This is a genomic window from Nonomuraea sp. MG754425 (genome assembly GCF_021699195.1).
Lineage (GTDB): Bacteria > Actinomycetota > Actinomycetes > Streptosporangiales > Streptosporangiaceae > Nonomuraea.
In genome coordinates this window covers 18,933-35,970 of the sequence record NZ_SSXE01000012.1, presented here as the reverse complement: position 1 = coordinate 35,970, position 17,038 = coordinate 18,933, and the positions used below count along the sequence as shown (strand labels likewise).

The 17,038-nt window shown below is 72.1% G+C and carries 15 protein-coding genes; 8 read left to right on the top strand and 7 right to left on the bottom strand.

What is annotated here, in order from left to right; genetic code table 11:
- Positions 1–6: 6 nt before the first annotated feature.
- The 7 genes from FAF44_RS06385 to FAF44_RS06355 all read left to right on the top strand — a co-directional run bounded on the left by FAF44_RS06385 (position 7) and on the right by FAF44_RS06355 (position 8,123).
- Positions 7–672 carry a DUF4240 domain-containing protein gene (locus tag FAF44_RS06385; RefSeq protein ID WP_237102091.1) on the top strand — a complete coding sequence of 222 codons (666 nt, stop codon included), beginning with the start codon at positions 7–9 and terminating at the stop codon, positions 670–672.
- 192 nt (positions 673–864) lie between these two features.
- Complete coding sequence (locus FAF44_RS06380) at positions 865–1,296, top strand: hypothetical protein (RefSeq protein WP_237102090.1); 432 nt, start codon at positions 865–867, stop codon at positions 1,294–1,296.
- Positions 1,297–1,374: 78 nt separating this feature from the next.
- Positions 1,375–1,803: a hypothetical protein gene (locus tag FAF44_RS06375; protein ID WP_237102089.1), complete on the top strand. Its 429-nt coding sequence runs from the start codon at positions 1,375–1,377 to the stop codon at positions 1,801–1,803.
- Between the two features lie 38 nt (positions 1,804–1,841).
- Entirely contained in the window at positions 1,842–2,246 is a 405-nt protein-coding gene (locus tag FAF44_RS06370) for a VOC family protein (protein ID WP_237102088.1), read from the top strand.
- A gap of 310 nt (positions 2,247–2,556) precedes the next feature.
- Positions 2,557–5,928, top strand: coding sequence for a hypothetical protein (locus FAF44_RS06365; RefSeq protein WP_237102087.1), 3,372 nt, complete (start codon positions 2,557–2,559; stop codon positions 5,926–5,928).
- 113 nt (positions 5,929–6,041) lie between these two features.
- On the top strand, positions 6,042–7,178 hold the full coding sequence (locus tag FAF44_RS06360) for a hypothetical protein (RefSeq protein ID WP_237102086.1): 1,137 nt from the start codon (positions 6,042–6,044) through the stop codon (positions 7,176–7,178).
- A 123-nt stretch (positions 7,179–7,301) separates the two neighbouring features.
- A complete protein-coding gene (locus FAF44_RS06355) occupies positions 7,302–8,123 on the top strand; it encodes a hypothetical protein (RefSeq protein ID WP_237102085.1) in 822 nt (273 codons plus the stop codon).
- A 182-nt stretch (positions 8,124–8,305) separates the two neighbouring features.
- On the opposite strand, the gene FAF44_RS06350 is transcribed toward FAF44_RS06355, so the two are convergent.
- The 5 genes from FAF44_RS06350 to FAF44_RS06330 form a co-directional block, all read right to left on the bottom strand.
- Positions 8,306–9,025, bottom strand: coding sequence for a DUF4097 family beta strand repeat-containing protein (locus FAF44_RS06350; RefSeq protein WP_237102084.1), 720 nt, complete (start codon positions 9,023–9,025; stop codon positions 8,306–8,308).
- Positions 9,026–9,134: 109 nt separating this feature from the next.
- A complete protein-coding gene (locus FAF44_RS06345) occupies positions 9,135–9,974 on the bottom strand; it encodes an LLM class flavin-dependent oxidoreductase (protein ID WP_237102083.1) in 840 nt (279 codons plus the stop codon).
- Positions 9,971–10,801 carry an N-acetyltransferase gene (locus FAF44_RS06340; RefSeq protein WP_237102082.1) on the bottom strand — a complete coding sequence of 277 codons (831 nt, stop codon included), beginning with the start codon at positions 10,799–10,801 and terminating at the stop codon, positions 9,971–9,973. The genes FAF44_RS06345 and FAF44_RS06340 overlap by 4 nt, the downstream gene beginning before the upstream one ends.
- A 160-nt stretch (positions 10,802–10,961) precedes the next feature.
- Entirely contained in the window at positions 10,962–11,309 is a 348-nt protein-coding gene (locus FAF44_RS06335) for an STAS domain-containing protein (RefSeq protein ID WP_237102081.1), read from the bottom strand.
- A gap of 34 nt (positions 11,310–11,343) precedes the next feature.
- The gene (locus FAF44_RS06330; RefSeq protein WP_237102080.1) at positions 11,344–12,801 is read right to left on the bottom strand and encodes an LCP family protein; all 1,458 of its coding nucleotides are present in this window, start codon (positions 12,799–12,801) and stop codon (positions 11,344–11,346) included.
- Positions 12,802–12,880: 79 nt separating this feature from the next.
- Between FAF44_RS06330 and FAF44_RS06325 the strand changes: the two genes are divergently transcribed.
- On the top strand, positions 12,881–13,897 hold the full coding sequence (locus tag FAF44_RS06325; protein WP_237102079.1) for a glycosyltransferase family 2 protein: 1,017 nt from the start codon (positions 12,881–12,883) through the stop codon (positions 13,895–13,897).
- 55 nt (positions 13,898–13,952) lie between these two features.
- Here the strand turns inward: FAF44_RS06325 and FAF44_RS06320 are convergent, their stop codons facing one another.
- Positions 13,953–15,689, bottom strand: a complete 1,737-nt coding sequence (locus FAF44_RS06320) for a CDP-glycerol glycerophosphotransferase family protein (RefSeq protein WP_237102078.1) — start codon at positions 15,687–15,689, stop codon at positions 13,953–13,955.
- A gap of 26 nt (positions 15,690–15,715) precedes the next feature.
- Positions 15,716–17,029, bottom strand: a complete 1,314-nt coding sequence (locus FAF44_RS06315) for a bifunctional cytidylyltransferase/SDR family oxidoreductase (protein WP_237102077.1) — start codon at positions 17,027–17,029, stop codon at positions 15,716–15,718.
- Between the last annotated feature and the right edge of the window lie 9 nt (positions 17,030–17,038).

Sequence of the window (17,038 nt, the reverse complement as noted above, 5' to 3'; positions counted from 1 at the left end):
CAGCTCGTGGACATCGACGGCTTCTGGGAACTGGTGGAACGCTCGGCCCGCGAAACCGGCACCCGGCAAGCACGGGTGGCCTGGCTGAAGAACCAGCTCTCCGGCCGGTCCGCCGAGGAGATCGTGGACTTCGAGGTCTGCTTCACGCTGTGTGCCAACCGGGCCTGCTCCTGGGACATGTACGCGGTGTTCTGGACCATCACCGGATTCGGGTCGTCCGATGGCTTCGAATACTTCGTGAACTGGCTGATCAGCCGCGGCCGTGACGCCTTCGAGAAGGTCGCCGACTGTCCTGATCGGATCCTTGAGCTGCCGGAGGTTCAGCGCCTCTTCGAGTTGTCGAAGACCTTCTCGCACGAGAGGACGACCTGGGGCCGAAATGGCGAGTTCCGGCTGAAGCGGGTCACTGAAATCCGGCGGGAGGTGTGGCCGAGTGAGGACGACCCCGAGTTCGAGTCCTTTGCCTATGTCGTCTTCGAGCCCTACAAGCGGGTGACCGGCCTCGAAACGGACAGCTTGTGGGAGGCCGTTCGCGCGAGAGGCGTTCGCAGCAAGTTTCCCTTTCTGACCTACCACGCGGAGCACGACGGCGAGGAATGGGATTTCGGCGACGAGGCAGAGTTCGTTCGCCGTCTGCCACGGCTTGCCCGACACCACGGCCTCACCACGTGACGGGCCGCATCTGCCGGAACAGTCTGTGATCTCCGGCGTCGGCCGGATCGATAAGCGCATGGGCCCGGTCCACCGGGTGTGGCTGCTTAATGGTTCGATCGTGAGGGTGGGTGGTGGTTACGCTCGTGGGCGTCTCGGGTCGCTGCGTGCCGATTCGGGGGCTTCCATGAAGGCTGCACCTTGGAGGAGTTCGTGGCGATGCCGAAGAAGGGCTCGCGGCTCATCACCGTAGATGGCGTCGCCTTCCGCTGGCGGGTCCGTCACAAGCCGGCCTACTGCCAGGGGAGCGGCTGGAGTCCGCTCAGCTTCTCCGCCGAGCGGGCCGGCGAGGAGCCGGGAAGCGTACTGGTGGTGTCACTTCCCTGTGCCCGTCCGGACAACTGGGCAGGAGCGCGGACGATCACGATCCGCCCCAGGCTCGTCGCCGGATGTATCCGGCGCGCTCTCGAACAGGGGTGGAGTCCGGGCTCGGCGTTCACCCTGACCGTCGATGAGGACGACCTGACCACGCTTCTGGGCGAACCGCCTCAGTACCTGGTCCCCTTCCTCTGGGGCATGATCCCGGAAGGCGGCGGCGTCGAGGACCTCCCTCGATGCGTTCAGATTCGAAGCGGAGAAGACTGAACACCGGCCGGGTGCCTGTCAGCGCCGCGGTCACCAGCCGTTCGGGCGCTCCGAAAGCGTGCGAGAGGTTTCCTTCCCGTGCCAGTGACCGAGTTCGTCGGCGTGACCAAGGACAAGGAACGCGGCGTCACCTCCGACGGAGGGCTGTATGAGTTCTGGACCGAGGATCTCGCCCACATCTACCTGCACGACACCGACTTCAAAGGCTTGACGTACCAGCCCGGCAGGCCGCCGGTGCTGGAGTTGGTGTTCGACCACGGCACTGAGTGGGCTCCGCCCGAGTTGTCGAAGACGCCTGTCGTGGTTTTCCGGTTCGAGGACGTCCGGCTCATCGAGTGGCACGAGGACCAGGAAGGCCACGACTGCGTGGCCGCGGCCCCCGAGGCTCCGCCTGGACAGGTCGACCTGTTCGACTGGGACGGCGGCGACTCGTTCTCCTTGCACACCTTCACCTTGCGCCTGGACTTCCGGGCCTCGCGCGCGGAGGTGACCGTACGCGCGGAGTAGAGCGCATCGCCGGGTGGCGGGAGCCGTAGGGTTTTCGCATGAGTGATGCGCCCGGTGCCGGGTTGTTGCACCATGTCGAGATCTGGGTTCCTGACCTGCGGCGGGCCACGACGAGCTGGGGATGGTTGCTGGGGGAACTGGGTTGCTCCGGCTACCAGGACTGGGAGCGGGGGCGGAGTTGGCGGCTCGGGGGGACGTACATCGTGGTCGAGCAGTCGCCCGCCCTCACCGCCGATCGCCACGAGCGTTGCCGCCCGGGGCTGAACCACCTGGCCTTTCACGCGGGGAGCCGGGCACGCGTGGACGCGCTGGCCGGGCAGGCGCCCGAGTACGGCTGGACGTTGATGTTCCCCGAGCGGCATCCGTTCGCCGGCGGGGAGCGGCACTATGCCGCCTACCTGGAGGATGAGGATGGGTTCGAGGTGGAACTCGTGGCCTCGTGAAACGCCTCCGAAGCCCCGCGCGGACCGGAATTACGGTGGACAGGGAAACGCGGGCGCGGGCATCATGGCGTCCATGATCTACGGGAAGGGCGGCCACCGCCCCAGCCGGTGACCCCCGGCACGAGGAAGCCGAGCGCCGGCGAACGGGCTCGCCTTCCCGGCACGTCCGATCTCCAGGTCCACCGGTCCTGGCCGCCGCGTGCCCGGAATCTCCCCGGGCGTCGGACGGCATCCCGTCGCGGCGAACCTGTCCCGCGAACACGGCGATCGGTCTGCACGCTTTTCGATGGATGTCACACGGGGTGAGCTGATGCGAGTTCAGGAACTGCTCGACGAGATGGAGCCGCTGTCCCACGCGCAGCGCTGCCGGCGCCTGGCCGGACACGCCACGGAACTGCGGGGCCGTCCCGAACTGGCGGTGTTGCTGGCGGGGCTGGCCGAGGGCGGGCAGTACGAGCGCGCGCTCGCCGTCCGGCTGGCGGCGACGGCCGGGGACGTCACCCATCTCACCCGCGCGATGACCGACCCGGATCCCGACGTCTCCGGGCTCGCGATCGTCCAGGCCGTGAGACTCGGCGTCTCCGACGACGCCGTCCTGCGGATCGCCCTCGCCGCCCCCGCGCACCACCGCCGGACGATCACCCGCGCCGTCAGCCGGCATGGCCGCGGTGAGCTGGCCGAGCGCCTGATCGACGAGGTGCGGCAGCGCTGGGGCGACCGGGAGGCGGCGGCCCTGCTGGGGGCGTGCCCGTCCGGCGCGGTCGCCGCCAGGCTGGACGGCCTCGCGTACGCGGTCCCGAACTGGGCGGCGCTGGCCCGGCGGCACCCGCACATCGTGTTGGACCACGCCGAGCGGACGCTGGCCGCCCTGCCGCACCACCAGCTCCAGCCGTGGTGGGGGTCGGTGGCCCCCGGCATCGAGGTCGCCGCCCGGCACGCCCCCGAACGGGTGATCACGCTCCTGGAACGCCACTGGACGCCCAGGCACTGGCGGTGCGCGGCACTGCTCCTGGACGCCGACCCCGACCGTACGCTGGCCGTCTACCTGGCCCACGGCCGGCAGCCGCAGCTCGCGGCGCTGCTCGCGCGCAGGGCCGTCCGGCGGCGGCTGGCGGTGCTCTCCGCCGAGCGGCTGGGCGAGATCGGCCGAGCCGTGCGCGACCTCGACGACCCGGTGATCGACCTGCTGCGCTCGGTGCCGCCCAGCCGCCGGGACGCGGTGTTCACCGCGACGATGAAGGGCGTCGACCTCTCCCAGTGGGTGCACTCCGGGCGCCTGCTGGCCGTCCTGCCCTTCCGCCGCCGCGTCGCGGAGGCTCGCCGCATGCTCGGGCTGCGGTACGTCGCCGAGGTCCCGGCGCGGGTGCTGGAGGTCACGGCCTTCTTTCCGTACGACGAGGCCGAGTCGGTGCTGCGGGCCGCCACCCGCCGTCCTGACCCCGGCGACCGCGCCAACGGATACGTCAACCTGATCGCCTGCGCCGGCCGCGCCCGCGACCCCGAGATCCTCACCCGGCTGATCGACGCCCTCGGACGCCTGCGCAACGAGCAGGACCCGGTGCGGCACGCGGCCCTCACAGCCCTGGCCGAGATTCCCGTCGAACTGTTCCAGGCCGCCCACGTGCCCTTCCTCGACGGGCTCGCGGAGGCCGCGCTGGCCGCCCGCGACTGCTCGTACGGCACCCGGTCGGCCCTGGCCCGCCTGGCCGCCCGCGTGTTCGAGCAGGGCGCGCGGCAGGACGAGCCCGCCCTGCTGGACTGTGCCGTGCGCGGCTTCGAGCGGCTGGCCGGCCAGGTCGGGGTGGCCTCGTTCCACCGGCTCACGCCCGTGCTGCGGCGCGGCCAGGAGGCCGTGCTGGTGCGCAGGCTGGCCCCGTACCTGGAGGCGGAGGCCGAGCACGACCGGCACCATCTCGCCTTCCTGCTCGCCGCCACGCTCGGCCGGCGCGGGTGGGACCTGCCCGAACTGCGGCGGGCGCTGGAGCAGGCGCTGAGCGCGGTCTCGGACTCGGACGCGGTCCAGGCGGTCGCGTACTGGCTGGCGCCGCCGCGCGAGCGGGCCGAGCGGGTGGCAGGGCTGCTGGAGTTGGATCCGTCCGTGGTGGCGCTCGACAGGGTGTTCGACGTGCTGGCGTGGCAGCGTACCGATCTGCTCGGGGCGGCGCTGGGCACGCGGGATCCCGTGGGACGGTTCGCGCGCAAGGGCGTGCGCAGAGTGCGGTACGCGGCGCGCCCGGCCGTGCGGCGGTGGACGGCCCGGCAGCGAGCGTCCTACCTGCGGTTGCTGGAACGGGTCGCCTCGAACGGCAAGCTGCCCGTGCACGAGCGGGCCGGTGCCGTCCGGGCGATGGCCGACGTGCCCGCGGCCGAGCCTGAGCTGCTGCGGCCGTACCTGGAGGAGGGCTCCCCGTTGCGGCGGGCGGCGCTGACCGCGCTGCCGTGGACGGCACGCCCGCAGGACGTGCTGGCCGCCCTGCTCGCGCACGCGGGCGGGGACGACGCCCACGTGGCGGTGTACGCGGCGGCGCGGGCGGCCCGGTTCGTGCGTCCGGAGGAATTGGCCGGGGCACTGGCGCCGGTGCTGGCGGACGGCAAGGTCACCGCGCGCAAGGAGGCGGTACGCCTGCTCGCCCGGCACCGCGCGTCCGGCGCGATGGAGGTGCTGCGGCGCCTGTGGGCGGGGGAGGAGCGGCACAAGGACGTACGGGTGGCCGTCGTGTCGGCGTCCCTGGAACTGCTCGCCGAGCCCGCGGCCTGGGAGGTGCTGCGCGCGGCGGTGGCCTCGGCGGGCGACCTGGCCGCCCCGGTGCTGCGGACGCGCCCGCTGAGCCTGCCGGAGCAGTGGCGGACGGCGTACGGCGAACTGATCGTCACCGCCACACGCCCGGAACCCGCCACACGCCCGGAACCCGCCACGCGCGCGGAACCCGCCACGCGCGCGGAACCCGCCACGCGCCCGGAACCCGCCACGGATGGCGAGCGGGAGCAGGTCCGGTTGCTCGCCATCCACGCGCTGTCCCACTGGAGCGCCTACGCGCCGGGCGGGCCGGAGCGGCTGGCCGAGATCCTCTGCGACCTCCGCCGGACCGAGGGATGGCGCGTCGCCGTCTCCGGCCTGGTGACGGCGGCGGCTTCCGAGGCGGGGCTGGAGGCGCTGCGGCGGGCGGTGCGCACGCTCGCCGCCGCACCCCCCGAGCCGGACGCCGGAGCCGACCGCGACCGCCCGGCCGCCCGGCGGCTCGCGACGCTCGCGTACGGGCTGAGCCTCGCGCACGGCGAAGACCGGGAGGCGATGCGGGACGTCGTGCCGCGGGTGGCCGGCGAGCTCCCGCCGGACCTGGCGGCCGAGTTGCTGGCCGGCACCGTGGACTGGGACGAGGTCCCGCGTGACGTCCTGGCCCGGGTGCTCGGGCTCGTCACCGGAGTGCTGGCCGCCGTGGACGTGGGCCTGCTGCTGGCGAGGTCGGCCGAGGAGGTGCCCGCGGAGCGGGTGCTGCCGCACGCGGAGTGGCTGGCGGAGCAGGGGCAGGTGGGCGCGCTGCTGGCCACGGCGCTGGCCGAGGAGTTCGGCCTCAGGTCGGGGTGGGACGAGCGGTGGCGCGCCCTGCTGCGCCGGGTGCGGGCGAGCGGCTTCCCTGAGGCCGCGCACCGGGCCCGTCGCATTACGACCGTTATGGAGTGAAGAGGGAGGTTTGTAGTCACTTAACCGACAGTTCAGGGATTTGTTAGGTATGCGCATAAGGCCGGTATAGCGTCGGATTTTGATCATCGAACGTCGAAGACGGGTACTTCAGCATGCGCAAGGTCCTGACACTCACCCTCGCCGCCACCGCCGCGCTCTCCCTCCTCACCGCCACCCCGGCCACCGCCGCCGACCGTCCCCGCGACCTGCCGCCGGAGATCTACGGCGGCGCCTGGACGGCCGGCCACGTCCAGGGCATGGCCATCGACCAGCGCAAGGGGTTCATGTACTTCTCCTTCACCAACCTCCTGGTCAAGACCGACCTCCAGGGCAAGCTGGTCGGCTCCGTGGCGGGCTTCACCGGCCACCTGGGCGACCTCGACTTCAACGCCCAGGACGGCCGCGTCTACGGCTCGCTCGAGTACAAGGAGCAGGAGTCGTTCTACATCGCGATCTTCGATGTGGACCGCATCACCAGCCCCGACATGGACGCGCAGACCACCGACGTGGTCAAGACCGTGTACCTGAAGGAGGTCGTGGCCGACTACACCGCCGACATGAACGGGGACGGCACGTTCGACGGCAACGTCGGCGACACCCCCGACCACCGCTACGGCTGCAGCGGCATCGACGGCGTCTCCTTCGGCCCCGAGTTCGGCAAGAAGCACGGCAAGAAGAAGCTCACCGTCGCCTACGGCGTCTACGCCAACACCGGCCGCCAGGACAACGACTACCAGGTCCTGCTCCAGTACGACATCCAGCAGTGGAAGAAGTACGAGAAGCCGCTCACGGAGAGCGCCCCGCACAAGAGCGGCCCCGAGCGGGTGGACGGCAAGTACTTCGCCCGCACCGGCAACACCACCTACGGCGTGCAGAACCTCCAGTACGACGAGCACACCGGCAACTGGATGCTGGCCGTCTACAAGGGCACGAAGCCGCAGTTCCCCAACTACCCCTTCTTCATGGTGGACGGCGGCGCGCGCCCCACGACGGGCGAGATCGCCGGCCAGCCGCAGGCCGAGCGCGGCAAGCTGCTCGCGCTGGCCCCGGGCGGCCTCCAGGACGACGCGACGGGGGTCCGGGGCTGGCAATTCACCGGCGAGTACGGCCTGGTCTCGCTCGGCGGCGGACGCTACTACGTGGCCAAGGCCGGCAAGGTCACCGAGGACGGCGTCTCCAAGCACACCGGCCACGCCCAGCTCTACCGCTGGACCGGCCAGTCCCCGACGCCGTTCGAGCGGCTCGGCTGACCCTTTCGTAGCGGGTCGCACGGAAACGCGCTCTCCCGGCAGGGTGCCTGCGGACGGTCGGTAAGGGCTGTTAAGGTCGTGCCTTATCCCTTGTCCAAGTAAAGAATTCTGCATGGGAGAGTCATGCGACCCGCAGGGAAAATCGCGATCATCACCTCCGTGCTGGCCGGAGCCGCCGTGCCGATGGCGGCGGCGGCACCGGCCGCCGGAGCGCAGGCGTCCGCCTGGGTGGCCTACCACAACCTGAGCGCCACCCAGAGCGTCGCCCGGGTGAAGCAGCTCAAGGCGCAGGGCTACCGGCCGATCACGGTGAACGTCTCGGACGGCGAGCGGTACGCGGCCGTCTGGGTCAAGGACGGCGCCGCCACCGAGTGGAGCACCTGGCAGGGCATGTCGGCCGCCGAGTTCCAGGAGCAGTTCGACAAGGAGATGGGGCGGGGCCTTCAGCCGGTCTCCGTCTCCGCCACCGGCCCGGCCGACTCGCCGGTGTTCACCGCCGTCTTCGAGAAGAAGCGCAGCGCGTTCCTCAGCAGGTCGAACCTCACGCCCGACGGCTTCGCCGCCGCCAACAAGCAGGCCCTCGGCAAGGGCCTGGCACTGACCTCGGTGGACGCGTACGGCACCCCGGGCGACATCCGGTACGCCGCCGTGTGGAGCGCCAACACCGGCGGCGCCTGGTACTACACCTACGGCAAGAGCTTCAAGCAGCACGAGGCCGAGTTCTACGCCAAGAAGGAGAAGGGCTTCCGGCCCATCAAGATCTCCGTGGCGCCCGACGGCACGTACGCGGCCGTGTGGCGCAAGGACGGCGTCCGGTCCTGGGCCCACTACGTGGACATGAGCGCCTCCGGCTACCAGAAGCGCTTCAACGACCTCAAGGGCAAGGGTCTCGCGCCCGTGCAGGTCAACGCGGAGAACGGCAAGTACGCCGCCATCTGGCAGTAGGTGACGCCGGCCTGAGGTGGCCCCGCCCGGCACGTACGGGCGAGGACGCGCACCGACAGGCACGGGCACCGCGGGTGCGGTGGACGGCCGCCGCCCGGCCGCCGTGTAGCGGCATCGCACCCCGCCCCCCCACTTTCACCGCACGCGGTGCGGCCGACCCGCCTCCGCGGAGGGCCGCGCCCTCAGTCCGCCACGATGCGGACGTTGCCCGTCGTGCTGTGGGCCGTGATCTTCCGGCTGCTCTTCCGGTCGTGCTCGACCTCGGAACGCGAGCTGCCGTCCTGACTCGCGGCCGTCACCGCGTACCGGCCCGAGGGCACCCGCGCCGTCACCCCGCCGTCATGTGAGCGCAGGTCGAGCGTGCCGGGCGGGACGCTGAACGCCACGTCGATCGCCCCGTCGGTGGTGCGGCAGCGCACGTACCCGGACTTCAGCCCCGTGCCCGTGATCGGGCCGTCGCCGCGCAGCCGCAGCCGGCCCGAGGCCCCGGTCACCTGGATGCGGTCCCGGCTGACGGCGTCCACGTCCTGGGTGAGGCCGGTCAGGATCAGGCCGTCGGCCGTGTCGATCAACAGCCGCACGCCGGGCGGGACCTTGACGTGGTAGCGCGCGCCGCAGTCGCCGAAGACCATGGTGCAGTCGGCGCTCAGCCGCAGGACGCCGTCGCGCAACGACCACGCGGGGGCGTCGGCCGCCTTGCCGCGCACCCACCGTTCCACGCCCACGGCCCCGGAGCCGCCCTGGACGACACGGACGCCGCCCAGGGAGGCGTCGATCTTCAGCTCGGCCCCCGCGAACGGGAAGGACCGGGCCTCGTGCACCTCGTCGGCTTTCAGATCGACGCCGCACCCGCCGGTCGCGACGAGCACCACACATGCCGCCAATGCCGCAATCTGCCTCATGACTCATGATCGTGGCCGAGTCGCTCGCCCGGGTCATCGACCGTCCGGCCGAATCGGCCCGCGTCCGCATCGGCCGTTCGGCCGGTCCGCCCGGCTGCCGGAGCGCGTGCTAGAGCGCCGCGAGCAGCGCGTGCACCTGGTCGAGCGGGTCGTCGCCGATCGGCCGCACCGCCACCGAGCCGGCCCCGGCCGCCCACAGGCTCCTGAGCTGCGCCGCCGCCTCCTCGGGGGTGCCGGACACGAGCGCCACGTCCTCCGGCGCCACCTCCAGGAACCCGGCCTGCCCCGAGAGCGCCGCCCGCGTCTCCTCGGCGTCGCCGGCCCCGATCCGCAGGTACGTGAACACGACCAGCTCGTGGTCCGGGCCCGCGCCGATCGTCTCGATGATCCCGGGCAACTGGTCGGGGCCGATGCCCTCGGGCACGATCGTGCCCTGCGCCACGCGGCCCGACAGCGCCAGCGAGCGCGGGCCCTTCACCCCGGCCAGCACGGGCGGCGGCTCGGCCGGCGGGTGCACCAGCGACACGCCGTCCAGGTGGACGGAGCCGCCGTGCAGGGTGACGCTCTCGCCGCGCAGCAACGCGGTCACGGAGGTGATCGTCTCCTCCAGGAGGGTGAGCGGCGACGGCACGGCGGCGCCGACCTGGCGCATCCAGCCCTGCACGCCGTGCCCGATCCCGGCGGCCAGCCGGCCGGGATGCAGCCGGGCGAGGTTGCCCAGCTCCATCGCCAGGAGCATCGGGTTGCGCAGCGGCGCGGGCGCGATGCCGAGGCCGACGCGCAGCCGCGAGGTGACGGCGAGCGCCGTGGCGGCCGAGGTGAGGCCGCCCGTCCAGCCCAGGTCCTCCACCACCCACAGGTCGTCCACGGACGTCTCGTCGAGCGCCTTCGCGAACGGGACGAGCCGTTCGGGCGGCAGGCCCCGGTCGAACATGACCCCAAGTCTCACGATGCCCTCCAGTAATAACGGAACAGCCGGCCGATCTCCGAGTATCCGGCACGCGTGAAGGCGTTCGCGGTGGGGACGTTGGCGACGTCCGTGGCGGCCACCACCCGCTCCAGGCCCGCCTCGGCGAGCGTGCGGGTGCCCCGGGCCAGCAGGTCGTCGACGTAGCCGTGCCCGCGCCGCTCGGGCACCACACCGATGTAGGCGATCGAGTGGTCGTCGGGGGCGACCAGCCCGACGGGGGAGTCGCCGAGGTGCGCGACGACGAACCAGTCCGGCTTGGCCCGGCGGTTCATCAGGTCGTCGTACATCCAGCGGGCCTCGATCTCCGCGCCCGACGTGGCCACCTCCACCCGCGTGTCGTGGTCGAGGGAGCCCTCGGAGATGCGTACGAGCAGGTCGATCACCTCGGCGGGAGCCATGCCGCGCGCGGGACGGTAGCTCAGCCGGCCCGGCTCCTCGGGGACGTCGCTCCCGGCCACCCACTCCAGCAGCAGCCGCTCCACCTCCATGGCGAACCCGGCCTCGACGAGCGCCTCGTGCTCGACCGCCCGATCGACGGCGGGATCGAGCCCGCGCTGGAGCGCGATGTCGTGGATCACCTTGGTCAGGCCCATCACGCCGAGGCTGCGGCGCAGCAGGCCGCCGGCGGCCACGGGGTCGGGGCCGGGCTCGAACTGCCAGACGATCGCCGGCTCCGAGCCGGGGAAGGGCGCCCAGTAGGCCAGGCGGGCCGGCCCCTCCGAGAAGCACCACTCAGGCCGCGTCCTGCCCTCGTCGAAGGCGGCGCGGAGCTGGGAGCGGGCCGGCTCGGGGAACTGGTCGAACAACGTGAAAGCCTCCGCGCGTGAGGGGGCTCTCCCGCGACGTCGTACGGGTCGTGGGGAGGTGTGCCCAAGCTGCCTCGACCATGTTCTCGCACACCTCTTACCGATTTGACCCGTCATCACTCGAACGGCGCTCGAGGACGACGCCGCTCCCCGAGGCTCCTCAGGCGGCGCCGGCGAACGCCTGGCGCGCCTCGTTGAGCGAGTCGCTCGTCTCGAAATGCCGATCGAGATGGGTGATCGTCAGCAGCCGCCGGATCATTCCGGGCGCGACCACCAGAATCATGCGCCCGTTCATCCGCCGGACGTGGTTGAACGCGGCCACCAGCACGCCGAGCCCGACGGAGTCGCAGAACGGCACCTCCGTGAGGTCGACGACCAGGTTGAGCGGATCGGCGGCGGCCAGCGCCTGTTCCAGTTCGGCCCGCAGCCTGGGGGCTCCGGCCACGTCGAGGTCGCCTACGACGTGCAGAACCGTACAGGGCTCCTCACGCCAATACCTGACCACCATGGGTCTCACCTGCCCGACACGCAGAAAATTATGCTCATTTCTTACATATGTTCTGCATTGCCGTTTTAGTGGTTGGTGTAACGCTCGGCTTCGCACTTGGCGTGCCCGTGGACTTCGGTTGCCGGACTTTCGGCTGGTCACTGCCCAGGATCAGCTCGATCCCGTCGAGCTCCACCTTGCGCAGTTCCGCCCCCGGGACGGCGGCGGCCACGGCCTTCGCCTGCGCCTCGAACCCCTCGCCGTAACGGACGAAGGTCTGCTCGTAGTCCTGCTTGGAGGTGTTGCCCGCCTCACCGGGCACCTTGAAGCCGTACGCGACCAGCGCCTCCTTCGTCCGCGCCCCCAGGCCCGAGATGAGCGTGCCGTTCTTGACCTTCAGCGTGACCTCGCCGGGCGGGACCGTGGACGGCTTGACGGACGGCTTGGCCGAAGCCGACGACGAAACGGACGGCATCGGCGCGGACGGATCGCGGTCGGCGTCGATGCCGGCGAACAGGTCGCGGGCCGCCGGCTTGTCCCACAACACGGCGGACTCGCCCGTGGGCGCCTTGAAGTCCACGTTGGCCAGCGGCACCTCGGCGAACTTCACGTCCTCCAGCGAGACGTCCCGCATCTGCGTGGCCAGCCCCAGCAGCCCGTCGTCGGGATCGACCTTCACCGTGCTCAGCGTCGAGTTGACGAAGGCGGCCAGCTTGGCCGGGTTCGCCAGCGTGTCGGCGCTCAGCGCCCGGTTGAGCAGGGCCGAGATGACCTGCTGCTGCCGGTCGATGCGGTCGAGGTCGGAGCGGGCGGTGGCGCGGGTGCGGGCGTAGCCGAGCGCCTGCACGCCGTCGAGCTGGTGGGTGCCGGCCGCGAGGTTGAGCGCGATCTTGGTGTCGTCGATCGGCACGGGCGTGCAGACGGTGACCCCGCCGAGGGAGTCGACCACGTCGATGAAGCCCAGGATGTTGACCTCGATGTAACGGGTGATCTCCAGCCCGGTGACCGCCTCCACGGTCTGCCTGGCCAGCTTGGGCCCGCCGAACTGGTACGCCGCGTTGATCTTGTGCTCGCCCTTGCCCGGGATCGTCGTCCAGGTGTCGCGCGGCAGGCTGACCACCGTGACCTTCTTGTGGTCCTCCGACAGATGGATGACCATCATCGTGTCGGTACGCTGGCCGGACTCGCGCCCCAGCTTGAGGCGGTTCTGCTGCTGACGGCTGAGGTCGTCGCGCTTGTCCACACCGACCATGAGGATGTTCTCGGCGCCCCGGGACGACGTCGCGGTCACCCCCGCGTCCACGGTGCCGATCTGGCGCGGCGTCGCCCACACCACGCCCGTGGTCACCAGGACGCCGGTGGACAGGAACCCGGCGACCAGCACGTTGCGGCGGCGGGCTCGGGCGCTTCTGCGCGGCGGCCTGCGGGTGCGGACGGGCGTCGCCAGTTTGACGTCGCCGTAGGCGTCCCCGCCCACGAGCACGCCGCCGTCCTCCTCGCCCGGGTCGCGCATGCCGTCCCCCTTTGTCACCCCGGAGGATCGGCTTTGGATTGCTCTCCTCCCACGGTCGTACAGTAGCGTGAGCCCCGCCATGAAGCAGTTCCCCGACTCGCCGCACGCGCCCGCGGACACGCGCGCCTGGCCTCCCATCTCCGTCGTCATGCCGGTCCTCAACGAGGAGCGGCACCTTCGCGAGGCCGTCGAGATGATCCTCGCCCAGAGCTACCCCGGTGAGATCGAGGTCGTCCTCGCCGTGGGTCCGTCCCAGGACCGCACCCAGGAGGTCGCCGACGCCATCGCGGCGGCCGACCGGCGGGTGACGGTGGTGCCCAACCCGACGGGCCGCACCCCCAACGCGCTCAACGCCGCCATCGCCGCCTCCCGCAACGACATCGTCGCCAGGGTCGACGGGCACGCCATGCTGCCCGCCGACTACCTGCGCGTCGCCGTCGAGACGCTGGCCGAGACCGGGGCCGACAACGTGGGCGGCATCATGGCCGCCGAAGGGATCACCCCCTTCGAGCAGGCCGTCGCCTGCGCCATGACGTCCAAGATCGGCGTGGGCGCCGCCGCGTTCCACGTCGGGGGCACCGCCGGGCCGGCCGACACCGTCTACCTCGGCGTCTTCCGCCGCTCCGCCCTCGACCGGGTGGGCGGCTACGACGAGCACTTCCAGCGCGCCCAGGACTGGGAGATGAACCACCGCATCCGCCGTACGGGCGGGCTGGTGTGGTTCCAGCCGCGCATGCGGGTCTCCTACCGGCCACGACCCAACGTCAAGGCGCTGGCCAAGCAGTACTTCCACTACGGCCGGTGGCGGCGGGTCGTCTCGCGCACCCACGAGGGCACGATCAACCTGCGCTACCTCGCGCCGCCCGCCGCGGTGCTGGCCATGCTGCTCGGGCTGGTCGTGTCGCCGTTCTTCCCGCCGGCGCTGGTCGTGCCCGGCGGTTACGCCCTGGCCATCGTGGCGGGCTCGGTGCTGACCGGCGGCGGGCTGTCGGCCGGCGCCCTGCTGCGCCTGCCCGTCGTGTACGCCACCATGCACTGCTCGTGGGGCTGGGGCTTCCTGACCAGCCCCAGGAAACTGGCCCGGGCACCCCGCTGACGTCCACCGTGCACCCCGCCGCGCCCCGGCGGGGTGCCGCACACCCGGCCGCTCGTCACCGACCGGCGAGGACGCGCTCGACGGCGGCGTCGAAACGGGCCATGGCGTCCGGGTACTCCGGCCCCAGCAGGTAGGCCCGCAGCTTCACCCGGGCCCGCCCCATCGTGTCCTCCCCGTCCAGGAACCCGGCGAGCCCCGCCAGGTCCTCGCCCAGCAGCACGCCCGCCTCCGTGCTCGGGTACCGCTCGTGGAAGGCCCCCTCGGGCAGCCCGGCCACGTTCGTCACGGCGTACGGCTTCTCGCTGGCCAGGAAGTCGGCCACCACGCTGGAGATGTCGCTGATCAGCAGGTCGCACTGGTTGAAGCAGTCGTACAGGTGCGGTGTGGGCCCCGCGACGACCAGGTGCCGGATGTGGGGCGCCGAGTCGCCGGCGCGGGAGGGGTGGCGGGCCTTCGACCTGGCCAGTTCCGCCGCCTCGATCATGGCGACGATCCTCCGGTGCGCCCGGACGGCGCTCTTGTCGCGGTGCCCGGTGAGCGGGTGCGGCTTGTAGACGACGCGCAGCGGGGGGCGGTGGTCCAGGAGGGCGCGCACGATACGCGGGCCCATGGTGATCAGCGAGGTGTGGAACAGGTCGTCGTTCCAGCCCTCCCAGGTGGGCGCGTACAGGACGGTCCGGTACGGCAGCCCCGGCCCCTCCGTCGAGATGCCCTGGAGCTGGGGCCGCCCGACCTCGTGGATGGACTCGTCCCGGACGCCCACCTTGGCCCGGCGGTAGCGGTCGCGACCGGCCGGACCGGCCACCCACACCTCGTCGTACACGCGGGAGAACGGGTTGAACGACGCCTCCTTGTCGCTGTCGCCGTGGTTGAGGAACGCGCTGCGCAGGGTCGGGATGCGCAGCATGTGCACGTTCCTGCCGACGTTGGCCACGTACAGGCACAGTTTGGCCCCGGTCAGGGCGCGGAAGCTCATCAGGTCGGCCGACGACGGGATGCACACCATCGGCAGCGTCGTGGACTCCAGGTGCCTGGCCATGCCGCGCTCGCGCAGCACGACGATGGCCCGCCTGGGGCTGCGTTCGAGGACGGGCAGCCACATCCTGGCCTGGTAGGCGGCGGCGGTCGCGCCGGAGAAGTACAGGATGACCTCGGGGGCGTACGCGTCCACCTGCTCGCCCACGATCTCCAGCACCCGCGCCCGGTCGGTGAGCGGCCTGGCGCGACGAACGTACGGGATGAGCGAGAGCGCCCCCGCCAGGCCCGCGACCAGCGCCAGCGCCGCTCCCGCGGTGGCGGCGACGACGCCGAGGACGGCCCCGAGCACCGGTAGCGCGTCCAGGTAGAGGAAGGGCACGCTGCGCGAGTCACGCAGCGCGGGCGGCGGCAGCTTCGGGACGCGCAGCGCGGAGACGTCGAGGTTGCGGGTGGTCACCGGCATCCTGGCGAGCATCTGACGCAACCGCAGCGCCAGCCCCGCGTGCAGGGCCCGGACCACGTGGATCGCCAGGATCCCGGCCGCCGCCGCCGCGAACCACGGCGAGTCGGCCCCCGCCGTGCGCGCGACCAGCAGCAGCGCCATGGTCTCGCGGGCGGCGAAGCGCAGCGTGATCCCGAGGTGCACCTTGCCGAGCGCCTCGGGCAGCGGCCGGCCGACGCGCGGGGCGGCGTACTCGGCGAGGTACGAGGCCACCGCGACCAGCCCGAACAGCACCGGCGCCGGCCAGAGCGCCGTCACCAGCAGCAGGGGGTAGCAGCCGAGCAGCGCCGCGATCACGATGAGTCTCCTCATGTGACCGCACGGTAACAACCTCCAGGTCAAGTGCCGTCAACGCGAACGTCTACGACGTGCCCGGTTAGGCCGGAGATGAGGATGTCCAGCGAGGTCTGCGCGACCACGGCCGGAGAGGCGCCGGTATTGACGCAGTTGACCCGGACGCCGTCGGCGGCCCACTCGCGGGCCAGCGCGCGGGCCAGTGCGGTCACGGCGGCGACGCCGGACTCGTGCAGCGCGCCGGAGCCCGGCGGCAGCTCCAGCAGCAGGCTGCCGCGCAGGTGCGGACGGGCGGCGCGGGCCACGTTGAGCGCGGCCAGGTGCCCGGCGGCGACCGCGTCGGCGACGGTCTCGCCGCCCGTCCGCGCCAGGTCGCCGTGGTGGCCAGGACTCGCCGCGAGCACCACGTGGTCGGCCCCGCCCACGTCGTCCAGCGCCTTGGCCACGGAGTCGAAGTCCTCCACCCGCACGCCGCCGGCCCGCGTCAGGACGTGCACCGTCGCGCCGTGGCGGGCGGCCTCCCGCGCCAGCTCGGACCCTCCCGGGGCCATACCGGCGGGCCGCCGCGCCTCCTCGCCGCCCAGGACGACGATCACCTGCCCGGCCAGCGCCCCCCTGTCGCCCTCCGGCACGGACACGGGCAGCCGCAGGAGCAGGTCGGCGATGTGCAGGTCGCCGGGATGGGTCACCTTGATGTTGCGCTCGCTGCCCGGGACCAGGTGGATCGGCACCTCGGGCAGGTAGCGCAGCACCACCCCGCAGTCGTCGGTGGCGGGCAGCCCGGCGAAGCCCGGATCGGCCATCGCCCGCCGGTACGCCTCCCGGATCACCGAGAGCCGGAAGCACTGCGGCGTCTGGCTGCGCCGCAGCCGCGCCCGGTCGAGCACCTCGCCGATCACCTCGCCGCCGGCTCCGGGGACCGCCACCAGGACCGTGTCGGAGCTCGGGATCGCCACGTTGACGGCCTCGTGGTCCTCCAGCGCCCTGACACACTCCGTGATGATCCGGGGCTCCAGGAGGGGGCGTACAGCGTCGTGCAGCAGCACATTGCACTCGTGCGCGCCGAGCGCCCCGAGCGCCCGCCACGTGCTCTCCGTACGGCTGGCGCCGCCGTCCACGACCTGGCTGACCTTGCGGTATTCGCCCCTGGCGACGATCTCGCGCACCCGGTCGGCGTATCCGGGCGTCATCAGCACCACGATCTCGTCGATCTCGGGCGCGGCCTCGAACACGGCGAGCGAATGCTCGATGATCGTCCGGCCCGCGACCTCGATGAGCTGCTTGGGGACGCCGAGCCCGACCCGCTGCCCCACGCCGCCCGCGAGGAGCACTCCGACCGACCGCAGCCGTGAATCCATAGGGGCAGC

Coding starts and splice junctions, on each gene's coding strand:
- FAF44_RS06330 (WP_237102080.1), bottom strand. CDS start 12,801: ATGCGCGACCCGGGCGAGGAGGACGGCGGCGTGCTCGTGGGCGGGGAC.
- FAF44_RS06335 (WP_237102081.1), bottom strand. CDS start 11,309: ATGGTGGTCAGGTATTGGCGTGAGGAGCCCTGTACGGTTCTGCACGTC.
- FAF44_RS06370 (WP_237102088.1), top strand. CDS start 1,842: ATGAGTGATGCGCCCGGTGCCGGGTTGTTGCACCATGTCGAGATCTGG.
- FAF44_RS06365 (WP_237102087.1), top strand. CDS start 2,557: ATGCGAGTTCAGGAACTGCTCGACGAGATGGAGCCGCTGTCCCACGCG.
- FAF44_RS06315 (WP_237102077.1), bottom strand. CDS start 17,029: ATGGATTCACGGCTGCGGTCGGTCGGAGTGCTCCTCGCGGGCGGCGTG.
- FAF44_RS06320 (WP_237102078.1), bottom strand. CDS start 15,689: ATGAGGAGACTCATCGTGATCGCGGCGCTGCTCGGCTGCTACCCCCTG.
- FAF44_RS06350 (WP_237102084.1), bottom strand. CDS start 9,025: ATGAGGCAGATTGCGGCATTGGCGGCATGTGTGGTGCTCGTCGCGACC.
- FAF44_RS06325 (WP_237102079.1), top strand. CDS start 12,881: ATGAAGCAGTTCCCCGACTCGCCGCACGCGCCCGCGGACACGCGCGCC.
- FAF44_RS06360 (WP_237102086.1), top strand. CDS start 6,042: ATGCGCAAGGTCCTGACACTCACCCTCGCCGCCACCGCCGCGCTCTCC.
- FAF44_RS06355 (WP_237102085.1), top strand. CDS start 7,302: ATGCGACCCGCAGGGAAAATCGCGATCATCACCTCCGTGCTGGCCGGA.